This is a genomic window from Bradyrhizobium sp. Leo78 (assembly GCF_059512425.1).
In genome coordinates, this window is sequence record NZ_JCAMOT010000002.1 from 18,706 (window position 1) to 30,955 (window position 12,250).

A 12,250-nucleotide genomic window follows, 5' to 3' on the forward strand; every position below is an offset into this window, starting at 1 on the left:
AAAAAACCTCTTGGAATATCCCCCGGGAACGACTACGTTCCGGTCATGACATCGGTTTGGCCCCGTAACCGTTAACGGGTGAAGACCAGGGTTCTCGCCGAGAGCCCGCCGATCAAAGGTTCCAAAACGCGGGTCTGTATGAGCGCAATAGCCGGGGCTGTGCTGCTCTCGACCGCCAAGCGAACGAAAGCCTGTTATTGCGCTTGAAGACTTACGTGAGAGAACTGGGCTTGCGTGGCAAGCTGAATAATTGATCCGCAGGCCGACCGGCCGGCGGTTGGGGAACGCGTTTTGCTCAACGCGATGGTTGGCGAACTTTGGCATTGATCCGAATGGCATCGTGAGTCGGTGCGCATGAGCGCGTGCGCCAGTTGCACTGGCAACTTCCACCGCAACGGCAATTTCAACGCTGGTAACTAACGCTGGTAACTTAGGGCTGGAATAAAAGGCGAGACATGAGAAACGGTCAAAATAACAAGCGGATGCGTAACCGGAATAACAATAACAACAACAACAACCGGCGCGGTCAGAACCCGTTGACGCGAGTGTTCGAATCGAACGGACCCGACATCAAGATCCGCGGCACTGCTTCCCACGTAGCGGAAAAATACGTTCAGCTCGCGCGCGATGCGCGCTCCTCCGGCGACCCGGTCGCCGCCGAGAACTACTATCAGCACGCCGAGCATTACTTCCGCATCATCGCCGCGGCTCAGGAACAGCTTCGGCAGAATCAGCAGCAGCCCCGCATCGACAACAATAACAATGATGTGTCGACGAGCGATGAGGGCGACGAGGACGACAACTATTCGAGCTTCGGGCAGGAGCCGGGCTTCGTGCCGCAGCCGCCCTATGCGCGCGAGAATAATCAGCAGCCCTATCAGCGCGACCAGCAGCAGCCACGCGAGCATCGCGAGCGCGAGCATCGTCAGCAGCCGCAATATCAACCGCCGCCGCAGAACCAGCCGCAGCCGGTGATCGCGGACAATGGCGGCGTCGACCGTCTGCCCTCCTTCATCACCGGCGGTGCGCAGCCGCAGGTCAATGGCAATCATGAGGGCAATGGCGGCGGAGAACGCAGCGAACGTAACGAGCGCTTCCCGCGCCGCCGCCGCCGCCCGCACGGCCCGCGACCCGACGCCGCCGCGCAACCCGCGCCGAGCGAAGACGTCAATCCGGGAAATGAGTAGTTAGCCCGCGACAAGAAAGTAGCGAAAAATTTGTAGGGTGGGCAAAGCGAAGCGTGCCCACCTTTCTTGCACCGAACGTGGATGGTGGGCACGCTTCGCTTTGCCCACCCTACGAATCTACAAAACCGAATCACGCGCGCGACGACGACGGCACCAGCACCGGCTGCAGCGACGGGATGAGCCGCGCGCGCTCGCGGTGTGCGGGGATCGCGCGATAGACCTGCTTGGTCGCCTCCACGATGTGCACGCCCGCGAACGGCAATGACAGCGTCGCACCGAGGCGCTCCCAGGCCATCGCCCAGCGCAGGAACCAGCTCCCCGCGAACGGCGGCACGAACAGCGCCTCGCCCCACGCCGTCGGCGTGAACCAAGTCTGCCGCAGCAATTGCGTGATCTGCGCCCGCGAATAGGGCCGGCCGTGGCCGAAGGGCGTGGTGTCGGTGCGTGTCCATACGCCGCGGCGATTGGGTATCACCGCGATCAGCCGGCCGGACGGCGCCAGCACCCGCCACACCTCGCGCAAGAGCCGCTCCGGATCATCCGACATCTCCAGCGCATGCACGAGCAGCACGCGGTCGACCGCGGCGTCCGCGAGCGGCATCGAGAATTCGTCGACCAGGGTCGCGAGCGCCGGCCGGCCCGTCGGCCATTTCAGAACCCCCTGTGACGCCGGCATGAAAGCAATGCAGCGCTCGCAATCCTCGCGGAAGAGGCCGAGATAGGGGGTGGGATAGCCGAGCCCGAGCACACGCTGGCCCTCGGCCCCCGGCCATCGCTCGCGGATGCCGCGATTGATCAATTGGCGCGCCACGATGCCGAGGCGCTGCGAATAGAAATCGCGGAGATCAATGACGTCCATGCACCCAACCTAACACGGCGCCGTTACGCGCGTGTTCCCCAAAATTGCGTTGCCGCGCGAGCGTTAACGCCATATTTCCTGCGCATATTGGGCGTGTTACAGCATGGTCAGGAAAAGTGGGAACCGGTTTTCCGAAGAGACCATGCTCAAACAATAACGCTTGGCCGTTCGCGGGAGATACCATGACTGCGGAAATCCGTCTCTTCACCTGCCTGACCGACAATTTCGGCTATCTGATCCACGACCCCGCCACCAAGGCCACCGCCTCGATCGATGCGCCGGAAGCCGGCCCCATCATCGCGGCATTGGAGCGCGAGGGCTGGAATCTCACCGACATCCTCATCACCCATCATCATCATGACCATGTCGGCGGGGTTGCCGAACTGAAACAGAAATATGGTTGCCGCGTCGTCGCGCCGCACGACAAGACCAAGGCGATCGCCAATGTCGACCTGCGCGCCGCCAACGGCGACGTGATCAAGGTCGGCAGCCTGCTCGCGCGGGTGCTGGAGACGCCGGGCCACACGCTCGACCACATCTCCTATGTGTTCGACGGCGAGAAGGCGGTGTTTGCCGCCGACACTTTGTTCTCGATCGGCTGCGGCCGGGTGTTCGAGGGCAATTATCCGATGATGTGGGATTCGCTGCTCAAGCTGCGCGCACTGCCGGACGATTTCCGTCTCTATTGCGGCCACGAATATACCGCCGCCAATGTCAAGTTCGCGCTGACGGTGGAATCAGACAATCCGGCATTGAACGCCCGCGCCGAGGAAGTGACGCGGCTGCGCGCGGAGAACAAGCCGACGATCCCGACGCTGCTTGGCGAGGAGAAGAAAGCCAACGTGTTCCTGCGCGCCGACGAGCCGGCGGTCGCCGCCAAGCTGCACATGAAGGGCGCCGACGGAGCGCAAGTGTTCGGCGAATTGCGCGAGCGCAAGAATAAGTCGTGATGCCAAAGCCGACTGCCGCCGAGATTATCGCGAAGCTTGCGCTGAAGCCGCATCCCGAGGGCGGCCACTATCGCGAGACGTTTCGCGATAGTGAGAAGGATGCGAGCGGACGATCGCGCTCGACTGCGATCTATTTCCTGCTCGGACGCGGCGAGCGCTCGCATTGGCATCGCGTCGATGCGGTGGAGATCTGGCACTATTACGCTGGCGATGCACTGACCTTGCGGATCGCCGATGCGAGCGGACAGCGCGAGATTCGTCTCGGCCCCGATCTCACCGCCGGCGAAGTGCCGCAGGCGATCGTGCCGGCGCATGCATGGCAGGCGGCGGAGTGCACCGGCGATTGGATCCTGGTCGGATGCACCGTGGCGCCGGCGTTTGAATTTGCGAAATTCGAACTGGCACCGAAAGGCTGGGAGCCCGATTAGTTTTGTAGGGTGGGCAAAGCGAAGCGTGCCCACCCTACTTTCTCCACATGGCCTGCGCGAGCGACCATCACGCGTGATACTGGCCGCCGTTCACGGTGAGCGTCGAGCCGGTGATGAAGCCGGCGTCCTCGGCGGCGAGAAACAGCACCGCACGCGCGATCTCCTCGGGCTCACCAAGACGATTGACCGGGATCTGCGGGATCACGTTCTTCTCCAGGACGTCCTTCGGCACCGCCTGCACCATTTCGGTGTTGATATAGCCGGGCGCGATCACGTTCACGGTGATGCCGCCCTTGGCATTCTCAAGCGCGAGCGCCTTGGTGAAGCCGATGTCGCCGGCCTTGGCCGCGGAATAATTGACCTGGCCGAACTGGCCCTTCTGGCCGTTGATCGAGGAGATGTTGACGATGCGGCCGAACTTGCGGGCACGCATGCCCTCGATCACCTGGCGCGTCATGTTGAAGAGCGAGCCGAGATTGGTGTTGATCACCTCGTTCCACTGCTGCAGCGTCATCTTGTGGAATGCGGTGTCGCGGGTGATGCCGGCGTTATTGACGAGAACGTCGATCGGGCCGACCTCGGCCTCCACCTGCTTGACGCCGGCAGCGCAGGCATCGAACGAGGCGACGTCCCATTTGTAAACGGGAATGCCGGTTTCTTCCTTGAACTTTTGCGCCGCGGCATCATTGCCGCCATAGGTTGCCGCGACCTTGTACCCGGCCGCCTTCAACGCCTTGCTGATCGCAGCGCCGATGCCTCGCGTCCCACCCGTTACTAATGCAACACGTGCCATGTCCGTCTCCTCCTTCGTCATTTTTTTTCTAGGCCGACATTGTGCCGGTCTTTTGAAATTTATCTCTCTATTGAGCATGATCTTTTCGGGAAACCGGTCTCCACCTTTCCGGATCATGCTCTCAAAACGAAAATGCCCGGCGCGAGGCCGGGCATTCTCTTAACAGCTTGCACTGCGGTTGACAGACGATCTTTTCATCATTCAACCCGGCATGTTGCCTCTTGTTCAGTCGCGTGCAACGCACATCGCGATGCCCATGCCGCCGCCGATGCACAGCGTGGCGAGGCCCTTCTTGGCGTCGCGCTTCTGCATCTCGTGCAGCAGCGTCACGAGGACGCGGGCGCCGGACGCGCCGATCGGGTGACCGATCGCGATCGCGCCGCCGTTGACGTTGACCTTGGACGTATCCCAGCCGAGGTCCTTGTTGACGGCGCAGGCCTGCGCCGCGAACGCCTCGTTGGCCTCGATCAGGTCGAGATCGCCGATGCTCCAGCCGGCCTTCTTCAGTGCGCTGCGGGAAGCCGGGATCGGGCCGGTGCCCATGATCTTCGGGTCGACGCCGGCCTGGCCCCAGGAGACGATGCGCGCGAGCGGCGTCCTGCCTTCCTTGGCGGCCTGTTTGGCCGTCATCAGCACCACGGCGGCGGCGCCGTCATTGATGCCGGAAGCGCTGCCGGCGGTGACCGTGCCGTCCTTCTCGAAGGCGGGCTTGAGCTTGGCCATTGCGTCCAGCGTGGCGCCGTGGCGCGGATATTCGTCGGCGTCGACGACCACATCGCCCTTGCGGGTCTTGATGGTGACGGGGACGATCTCGTCCTTGAACCGGCCGGCCTTCTGCGCGGCTTCGGCCTTCTGCTGCGAGGCGACGGCGAACTCGTCCTGCTGGGCGCGGGTGATCTGATATTGCCGCGCCACGTTCTCGGCCGTGTTGCCCATATGGTAGCCGTTGAAGGCGTCCCACAGGCCGTCCTTGATCATGGTGTCGACGAGCTCGAGCCCGCCCATCTTGACGCCGCCGCGCAGATGCTGCGCATGCGGGGCCATGCTCATGGATTCCTGGCCGCCGGCGACCACGATGTCGGAATCGCCATTGACCAGCGCCTGATAGCCGAGCGCGACCGAGCGCAGGCCCGAGCCGCAGAGCTGGTTGACGCCCCAGGCCGGGCTTTCCACCGGGATGCCGGCGGCGATCGAGGCCTGGCGGGCCGGGTTCTGGCCCTGGGCTGCGGTCAGGATCTGACCCATGATGACTTCGGACACGCGGCCCGGCTCGACGCCCGCGCGCTCCAGCGCCGCCTTGATGGCGATGGCGCCGAGGTCATGGGCGGGAGTGTTGGCGAACGCACCGTTGAAACTGCCGACCGGGGTGCGGGCGGCGCTGACGATGACGACATCGTCTGACATGGGCATCTCCTAGAGCTTGATGTTTGGCCTGGGTAACTTGGCGGCGGGCGGGCGGCCGGACGCGGGCCTATCTTTCAGCCTCATCCTGTTAACCTCCTTGAGGCATGTCAATCGGCCAGACGGCCAAATCCTGCCGCGGCGCACTTAAATTGACCTCGTTGGACCTTTCCTGAGCAATAACTATGCTTTGGAATTAACCGTGGCGCACAAATCGTTGCCGAACTGCTTTGAAAATGCTTACCTTTGCTGCGATGCGTGTGCATCACCCCTGCAGCAATGCTGCAAAGGGTCCCCTCCTGGTGTTGATGTGTGAGCCCCATGGCAAAATCAGAACACCCGACCACGATCAAGAAGTACGCCAACCGGCGGCTCTATAATACCGGAACCAGCACTTATGTGACGCTCGAGGATCTCGCCGCGATGGTGAAAGAAGGCGAGGATTTCCTCGTCTACGACGCCAAGACCGGTGACGACATCACCCGATCGGTGTTGGCGCAGATCATCTTCGAGCAGGAGAACAAGGCCGGCCAGAATCTGTTGCCGACCACTTTCCTGCGGCAGTTGATCCGGTTCTACGGCGACAGCATGCAAATGGTGGTGCCGAAATATCTCGAGCAGTCGATCGAGACGCTGACGAAAGAGCAGGAGAAATTCCGCAAGCAAATCGCAAGCACGCTGAGCGGAACTCCCTTCGCCCCGCTCGAGGAACAGGTTCGGCGCAACATGGAGCTGTTCCAGCAGACCTTCTCCATGTTCAAGCCATTCGTGCCGCCGCGCACGGGAACCGCAACGCCCGAGCCCGAGAAAGTGCCGGAGCCGGCGCCGGATGACGACAACATCGACGACCTGCGCCGCCAGATGAAGGAGATGCAGGAGCGCCTCGAGCGGATGTCGCGCGAGACGACCACGGCGACGAAGAAGGAAGAGTAGGCTCTTCTGAAGTCGGCAATTGAGTTCGTCATTTCGGGATGCGCCGCAAGGCGCAGACCCGGAATTTATTGAATCACTTGCGCGAGCGGATGAATGGATTCTCTGATGTGCAAATTGCACATCATAGCTCGATGCTGTCGCATCGCCCCGGAATGACAGCCAACCCAAATTGACCGACTAACCCGCCGCCGGCATCGCTTTATCCGCGGTGTGCCATGGCCGCGTCGGCGAGGCCAATCCGATCAGGCGGCCCTGGATATAGTCGCAGCCCCATTCGCGCAGCATCACCGCGGACGCTTCGTCCTGCACCCATTCCGCGACTGTCTTGATGCCGAGCCGGCGCGCGAGGTCGAGCAGTGTCTGCACGAAAGCGCGGTCGTCGGCGGAATGCGCGATGTTCTGCACGAAGGCGCCATCGATCTTGACGATATCGACGCCGAGCTTGCGCAGGTTGCGGAACGAGGTGTAGCCGGCGCCGAAATCGTCGATCGCGATCCGGCTGCCGAAATTCTTCAACCGCGTGACGAAGCCGCGCACCTCGTCGAGATTGCCGATCGCCACCGTCTCCGTGATCTCGACGATCAGCCGCTCGCCGACGCCGGGATGCGCGGCCATCAGCGATTCGATTCCGGAGAGCCAGTCCGGATCCATCGTGGTATCCGGCGAGATGTTGAGGCTGAGCTGAACCTCGGGTGAAGCGGCAAGCTCGGCCACCGCAAGCTCGAGCACGCGGTGATCGACCAGCCGGATCAGGCCGAGACGCTCGGCGACCGGCACGATGTCGGGCGCCGACAATGCCCGCCCGTCCTCCTGCTGCATGCGCACCAGGCACTCGTAGAAGGCAGGCTGCCGCGACTGCACCTCGACCACCGGCTCGAACGCCACGACGATGCGACGTTCGTTCAGGGCGGTGACGATCTCGTCGGTGACGCGGATGTTGACGCGGCGCTGGGCGTCGCGCTCGACATTCGGCTTCCAAAGCAGGAACGAGCCGGCGCGGCGGCTCTTGGTGGTATCGAGCGTCTCCTGGGCGCGGTTGATCGCCTCGTCGGCGCTGCGGGCGTGGCGGGGCACGCTGACCGCGCCTATCGACGCCGTCACCGAGACGGGGCCCGACTTGGTCGGCACGATCTCCTCCCGCACGGCCGTGAGAAAACGTTCGGCGGCGACATTGGCATCGTCGACGGTGCAGTTGCGCAGGATCAGCCCGAACTTGTTGCCGGAGAAACGCCCGAGCACGTCGCCGCCGCGCAGGCGGGCGCGGATGCGCTTGCTGATCTCCGCGATCACGGCGTCAGCGACGTCGAAGCCGAAGGCGTCGTTGATGCGCGCCAGATGGTCGATGCCGATCAGCATGAAGGCGCAGGACGAACGGAAGCGTGCAGCCTCCTCGATCGCCTCGGCGAGCGCGGCGATCAGATGGGTGCGGTTGAGTTCGCCGGTGAGCGGATCGTGCCGCGACAGCTTCACGAGCTGCTCGTCGCGGGCATGACGCTCATTGTCGATCCTGATCACGCCCTGGGCGCGCACTGGCCGGCCGTCGGGTCCGGCAAACCAGCAGCCGGTTTCCTCGATCCAGATCACGGGCGCCGAGATATTGGCCCGCACGCCGTACTCAATCCGGTAAGGCATGCCCTCGCCGCTACGGAGCGGCGCGGGTTGGCCGAACGCATCGCTGCGAATGGCGCGCGATGGCTCGATCAGCCTGGAAAATGCGGCGCCGCTTGCAATCGCCTCCGCCGGGAGATCAGGGAAAACCAAGGCCACATTGTCGCTCCAGACGAGCGCATCGGAGGCAATATCCCAGACAAAGGTGACTTGGCCGAGCGAAGCCAGGATGTCGGCGGCTGGCGGGATGGAAGGCATCTGCTGTCGCCTCGTTTCAGGACACGGCCAATTCAGGACACGGCCAGTTGGATACAGGTGGACGCACGTGACAGTGGGTAAGTGATTCCGAGCCCGCAGTGTGCCTCTGTTTCCGCTCAGACCTTAGGTAAAGTTCATAAATAATCTGGAAACCACGTTTTGCCGCCATCGGGAACAAAAGCCCGTGCACCGGCATGGACCTTGCGAGTTCGAGGCCAACGGGATGGCAGCGTCCCGAAACGTGACAATCGAGCGGGATCAGCGATGCCGGAAGCCGGCGAATCAAGGCAAGTGCTGGACGGCGAGGTTTTGACCGGCGCCGCCACCGCCTCGGCTGAACTCGTCCCGGTGACCGAATCCCTGCACTCCGTGTCCAAGCAGCCGCTGCCACGGCCCGACGCGGGCTTCGTGACCCAGCTGATCGCGACTGCGGCGCTGGCGCCAGAGACTCGTCCGCTGCGGCGCGGCTCGCTGGCGGATGCGCAGATGGCCTATGGCGCCCATCCGCAGGAACGGCGCGGCGTCGCGCGCCGCACGCGCCAGATCATCTAAGAGCGTTTTCGAGCGAAGTGGAAACGGTTCGCGTAAAGAAAACGCGTCAAAACAAGAATCCGGAGCTCAGCGCTGTTCCGGTTCAGCCGGCGGATTGCGGCTTGGCTGCAGGTCCGGGGAGGTGACCGCGGGTTGCGCCTGCGTCGGCTTGGAATGATCCTGCAGCACTGATTCCGCGACCGAGGCCGCCGGCGGCACCGTGTTCGCTGACGTCGTTGAGGCTGCGGGTGGTGGAGCCGGCTGCGGGGCCGGCGCGGGAGCCGGCTGGGGAGTTGGCGCCGGCGCGGGTTGCGGCAGCGGGGCTGGCTCCGGCTCGATTTGCTGCACCCGTGTTGCGGGCGCGATCGCCGCACGACGGCGGGTGCGAAGCGCGATCCCGGAGATGAAATCCGCCAATGCCAGCAAGGTCAGCAGAGCAAAGGTCGAGGTGCCGAATTTCGGCCACAGCACGAATTCGGCGGCTGCCGCACCGAACACGATCAGCGACAGCAAGTGATCCATCACGAATTTGGCGCCCGGCCGCGCGCCCTTGATGACTTCGAGCAACAGCAGGAGGATGCCGAGCGCCAGCAGGATGTCGCTCAGCGTTATCGGCCACTCCGCCCCCGACATCAGCGGCACCGTCACCAGCGGATCGACCAGCGATACGCCGGGCATCAGGAAGACGATGATGTTGTAGACCGCGAGCGGAATCAGCAGCAGCGGAAAACCGACCATGCGAGCGAGGCCTTAGCGAAGGAAACCAGGAGCGAAACGCCCTGAGATCGTGATTCGATCAGATTGAATCGGATCATGACCTGATTTGATTGTTTGAGCATGACTTCCGCGCAAACGCTACGCGTTTGTCGCGAGGGAAGAACCGGTGCCACTCTTCCCGGATCACGCCCGACGCGCCGAGGCGGACCGTCTGACCGCACTCATTGGTCGATTTCAGGCGGCCCAATCAATCGTGATCCCGGCCCTGCTTTCAGAGCCGGGGATCCAAATGCTCTCCGATCCCGCGGGGATCAGGATTCTTTCTTCTTCAGGACCTGCCGGCCCTTGTACATGCCGGTCTTGAGATCGAGATGGTGCGGGCGACGCAGCTCGCCGGAATCCTTGTCCTCGACATAGGTCGGCTTCTTGATCGCGTCCGCCGAACGGCGCATGCCACGGCGCGACGGCGAGGTTTTTCTTCTGGGAACAGCCATAACAGTCCTCTAGGGGTGTAGCGGAGGCATCCGTCCGAAATTAAGGACGCGCGTCAAAAGCGAGCTGCGATGCCGATAAGGCCGGGCTTATAGAGGAAGGGATGGCGTAAAGCTAGGGCCTGACGCGATTAGATTGCGGTGCGAGCCCTCCCCGTCGGCAACGGACAAAGCCCGACATGGCTGGTCGAATTTATCGGAACAAAACGTGGCCATCCGCTATCGGTTTCGGCACGCGAGGGCACCACGATCTCGTCCCGTCCAGAATAGGCCATGCGGTGCCGGCCAGCGGGTGCATCGCGCTCAGAATCCGCGGTTCTCGCTCCAGCAGCGCTGCACCGCGCTGGCGCGGGCCATATAGGTTGCGCTCAGGCGGCGCACACCAGGGCCGGGATTGCGGGCGCTGCGCTTGACCGGATTGGGCAGGATCGCCGCGAGCAGCGCTGCCTCGCGTGGCGACAAAGTCGCCGCCGAGCGGCCGAAGGCGTATTGGGAACCGGCCTCGGCCCCGAACTGGCCGGACGGGCCGAGCTCGGCGATGTTGAGATAGATTTCCAGGATCCGCTGCTTCGGCAGCACGAAATCGATCCACATGGCCAGCGGCAGCTCCAGCACCTTGCGGACCACGCTGCGGCCCGGCCACAGGAACAGGTTCTTGGCGACCTGCTGGGTGATGGTCGAGCCGCCCCGGCCCGGCTCGCCATCCTCGGCATCGTCGATCGCATCCTGCAGCGCGTCCCAGTCGATGCCGCGATGGCTGCAGAACTTCGAATCCTCCGCTCCCACCACGGAGCGGGGGAGATACGGCGAGATCGCGTTGAAATCGACCCATTGCCGGGTAACAGGCGCGCCCTTGAGGGTGCGCCAAGCCATCAGCGCCGAAACCGGCTGCCCGGATCGGTAAAGCGGTGTCAGCACGTAGGGCACGAGCAGCCCGGCCACCAGCAGCAGCAAAAGGATCCGGACAATGCGCAAATTGGAGGTTCCGGCTGAAAGCGGGTCGGCGCTGCCGGCAATATTGGCCGGTTTCAAATGAGATTCTGTAACAATTGGCGGTTTTTCCAGCGCTTTTAAGGCGCAGCCTTCGTCCCGGCGGAATTGACGAAGCCGGTGCCATCAACGATTGTCCGCCCCGAAATCCGATCTGGAGCAATTCTTAATGACGACCGGTACTGCAGAATTCGCCAAGCGGCTGGACCAGACCGCTGACGATACCGAGGCCCTGCTGGCGAAACTCTTGGCCGACACCGTGGAACAGGACGAGATCGTCCGTCCGCGGCGGCTGATCGAGGCCATGCGCTATTCGAGCCTCGGCGGCGGCAAGCGCCTGCGGCCGTTCCTGGTGGTCGAGAGTGCCGCCGTGTTCGGCGTGCCGCGCAACGCCGCGCTGATGGCGGGGGCCGCGCTCGAATGCATCCACTGCTACTCCCTGATCCATGACGACCTGCCGGCGATGGACAATAGCGATCTGCGCCGCGGCCGCCCCACCCTCCACAAGGCCTATGACGACGCGACCGCGATCCTCGCCGGCGATGCGCTGCTCACGATCGCCTTCGACATCATCACCCGCGACGAGATCCATCGCGATGCCGGCGTCAGGCTGGCGCTGACCCGGGCGCTCGCGCGCGCTTCCGGCGTCGGCGGCATGGCTGGCGGGCAGATGCTCGACCTGGCCGGCGAAGGCCGGTTCGGCGACCGCGAGCCGGTGGACGTGGCGCGGCTGCAGCAGATGAAGACCGGCGCATTGCTCCGCTTCGGCTGCATCGCCGGCGCCATCCTCGGCCAGTCCTCCGAGAAAGAATATCTGGCACTCGACGATTTCGGCCGCGCGCTCGGCGAAGCCTTCCAGATCGCCGACGACCTGCTCGACGTCGAGGGCGATGCCGCCGCGCTCGGCAAGCAGACCGGCCAGGACGCAGCGCTCGGCAAGACCACCTTCGTCACCCAGCTCGGCATCGACGGCGCCAAGCAGCGCGTCCGCGACCTGCTCGCGCGTGCCGATGCCGCTTTGTCGGTGTTCGGAGCAAAGGGCGATGTGCTGCGCGCAGCGGCGCGGTTCGTTGCCGAGCGCAGGAATTAGAGTGCCAATGGATC

The 12,250-nt window shown here is 63.6% G+C and carries 13 protein-coding genes; 6 read left to right on the top strand and 7 right to left on the bottom strand.

Annotated features, from left to right (window positions below; genetic code table 11):
• Positions 1 to 455: 455 nt before the first annotated feature.
• Positions 456 to 1,187, top strand: a complete 732-nt coding sequence (locus AC5ZG1_RS02530; protein ID WP_496131897.1) for a DUF4167 domain-containing protein — start codon at positions 456 to 458, stop codon at positions 1,185 to 1,187.
• A gap of 130 nt (positions 1,188 to 1,317) precedes the next feature.
• Here the strand turns inward: AC5ZG1_RS02530 and AC5ZG1_RS02535 are convergent, their stop codons facing one another.
• Complete coding sequence (locus AC5ZG1_RS02535; RefSeq protein ID WP_496131898.1) at positions 1,318 to 2,046, bottom strand: methyltransferase domain-containing protein; 729 nt, start codon at positions 2,044 to 2,046, stop codon at positions 1,318 to 1,320.
• 182 nt (positions 2,047 to 2,228) lie between these two features.
• On the opposite strand from AC5ZG1_RS02535, the gene gloB reads away from it, so the two are divergent.
• The gene (gene gloB, locus AC5ZG1_RS02540; RefSeq protein WP_496131899.1) at positions 2,229 to 2,996 is read left to right on the top strand and encodes a hydroxyacylglutathione hydrolase; all 768 of its coding nucleotides are present in this window, start codon (positions 2,229 to 2,231) and stop codon (positions 2,994 to 2,996) included.
• Entirely contained in the window at positions 2,996 to 3,424 is a 429-nt protein-coding gene (locus AC5ZG1_RS02545) for a cupin domain-containing protein (RefSeq protein ID WP_130231850.1), read from the top strand. Before gloB ends, AC5ZG1_RS02545 begins: the two co-directional genes overlap by 1 nt.
• 67 nt (positions 3,425 to 3,491) lie before the next feature.
• Here the strand turns inward: AC5ZG1_RS02545 and phbB are convergent, their stop codons facing one another.
• Positions 3,492 to 4,217 (bottom strand): acetoacetyl-CoA reductase, encoded by a 726-nt coding sequence (gene phbB / locus AC5ZG1_RS02550; RefSeq protein ID WP_130231417.1) that lies wholly within the window; start codon positions 4,215 to 4,217, stop codon positions 3,492 to 3,494.
• Positions 4,218 to 4,442: 225 nt separating this feature from the next.
• On the bottom strand, positions 4,443 to 5,621 hold the full coding sequence (locus AC5ZG1_RS02555; RefSeq protein WP_130231415.1) for an acetyl-CoA C-acetyltransferase: 1,179 nt from the start codon (positions 5,619 to 5,621) through the stop codon (positions 4,443 to 4,445).
• 318 nt (positions 5,622 to 5,939) lie between these two features.
• Here AC5ZG1_RS02555 and phaR point away from each other — a divergent pair, with 318 nt between their 5' ends.
• The gene (gene phaR / locus AC5ZG1_RS02560) at positions 5,940 to 6,551 is read left to right on the top strand and encodes a polyhydroxyalkanoate synthesis repressor PhaR (RefSeq protein WP_028169166.1); all 612 of its coding nucleotides are present in this window, start codon (positions 5,940 to 5,942) and stop codon (positions 6,549 to 6,551) included.
• A gap of 177 nt (positions 6,552 to 6,728) precedes the next feature.
• On the opposite strand, the gene AC5ZG1_RS02565 is transcribed toward phaR, so the two are convergent.
• Positions 6,729 to 8,417, bottom strand: a complete 1,689-nt coding sequence (locus AC5ZG1_RS02565; protein ID WP_496131900.1) for a putative bifunctional diguanylate cyclase/phosphodiesterase — start codon at positions 8,415 to 8,417, stop codon at positions 6,729 to 6,731.
• A gap of 264 nt (positions 8,418 to 8,681) precedes the next feature.
• On the opposite strand from AC5ZG1_RS02565, the gene AC5ZG1_RS02570 reads away from it, so the two are divergent.
• Positions 8,682 to 8,969: a hypothetical protein gene (locus AC5ZG1_RS02570; RefSeq protein ID WP_496131901.1), complete on the top strand. Its 288-nt coding sequence runs from the start codon at positions 8,682 to 8,684 to the stop codon at positions 8,967 to 8,969.
• Between the two features lie 66 nt (positions 8,970 to 9,035).
• Here the strand turns inward: AC5ZG1_RS02570 and AC5ZG1_RS02575 are convergent, their stop codons facing one another.
• The 3 genes from AC5ZG1_RS02575 to mtgA form a co-directional block, all read right to left on the bottom strand.
• Positions 9,036 to 9,686: a hypothetical protein gene (locus AC5ZG1_RS02575; RefSeq protein WP_496131902.1), complete on the bottom strand. Its 651-nt coding sequence runs from the start codon at positions 9,684 to 9,686 to the stop codon at positions 9,036 to 9,038.
• Between the two features lie 290 nt (positions 9,687 to 9,976).
• Positions 9,977 to 10,159, bottom strand: a complete 183-nt coding sequence (gene rpmF / locus AC5ZG1_RS02580; protein WP_007598106.1) for a 50S ribosomal protein L32 — start codon at positions 10,157 to 10,159, stop codon at positions 9,977 to 9,979.
• A gap of 300 nt (positions 10,160 to 10,459) precedes the next feature.
• A complete protein-coding gene (gene mtgA / locus AC5ZG1_RS02585) occupies positions 10,460 to 11,131 on the bottom strand; it encodes a monofunctional biosynthetic peptidoglycan transglycosylase (RefSeq protein ID WP_496131903.1) in 672 nt (223 codons plus the stop codon).
• 184 nt (positions 11,132 to 11,315) lie between these two features.
• Between mtgA and AC5ZG1_RS02590 the strand changes: the two genes are divergently transcribed.
• A complete protein-coding gene (locus AC5ZG1_RS02590; RefSeq protein WP_496131904.1) occupies positions 11,316 to 12,236 on the top strand; it encodes a polyprenyl synthetase family protein in 921 nt (306 codons plus the stop codon).
• Positions 12,237 to 12,250: the final 14 nt, after the last annotated feature.

Excerpts from the sequence above, each read along its gene's own strand:
- AC5ZG1_RS02530 (WP_496131897.1), top strand. The coding sequence starts at position 456 with ATGAGAAACGGTCAAAATAACAAGCGGATGCGTAACCGGAATAACAAT.
- AC5ZG1_RS02535 (WP_496131898.1), bottom strand. The coding sequence starts at position 2,046 with ATGGACGTCATTGATCTCCGCGATTTCTATTCGCAGCGCCTCGGCATC.
- gloB (WP_496131899.1), top strand. The coding sequence starts at position 2,229 with ATGACTGCGGAAATCCGTCTCTTCACCTGCCTGACCGACAATTTCGGC.
- AC5ZG1_RS02545 (WP_130231850.1), top strand. The coding sequence starts at position 2,996 with ATGCCAAAGCCGACTGCCGCCGAGATTATCGCGAAGCTTGCGCTGAAG.
- phbB (WP_130231417.1), bottom strand. The coding sequence starts at position 4,217 with ATGGCACGTGTTGCATTAGTAACGGGTGGGACGCGAGGCATCGGCGCT.
- AC5ZG1_RS02555 (WP_130231415.1), bottom strand. The coding sequence starts at position 5,621 with ATGTCAGACGATGTCGTCATCGTCAGCGCCGCCCGCACCCCGGTCGGC.
- phaR (WP_028169166.1), top strand. The coding sequence starts at position 5,940 with ATGGCAAAATCAGAACACCCGACCACGATCAAGAAGTACGCCAACCGG.
- AC5ZG1_RS02565 (WP_496131900.1), bottom strand. The coding sequence starts at position 8,417 with ATGCCTTCCATCCCGCCAGCCGCCGACATCCTGGCTTCGCTCGGCCAA.
- AC5ZG1_RS02570 (WP_496131901.1), top strand. The coding sequence starts at position 8,682 with ATGCCGGAAGCCGGCGAATCAAGGCAAGTGCTGGACGGCGAGGTTTTG.
- AC5ZG1_RS02575 (WP_496131902.1), bottom strand. The coding sequence starts at position 9,686 with ATGGTCGGTTTTCCGCTGCTGCTGATTCCGCTCGCGGTCTACAACATC.
- rpmF (WP_007598106.1), bottom strand. The coding sequence starts at position 10,159 with ATGGCTGTTCCCAGAAGAAAAACCTCGCCGTCGCGCCGTGGCATGCGC.
- AC5ZG1_RS02590 (WP_496131904.1), top strand. The coding sequence starts at position 11,316 with ATGACGACCGGTACTGCAGAATTCGCCAAGCGGCTGGACCAGACCGCT.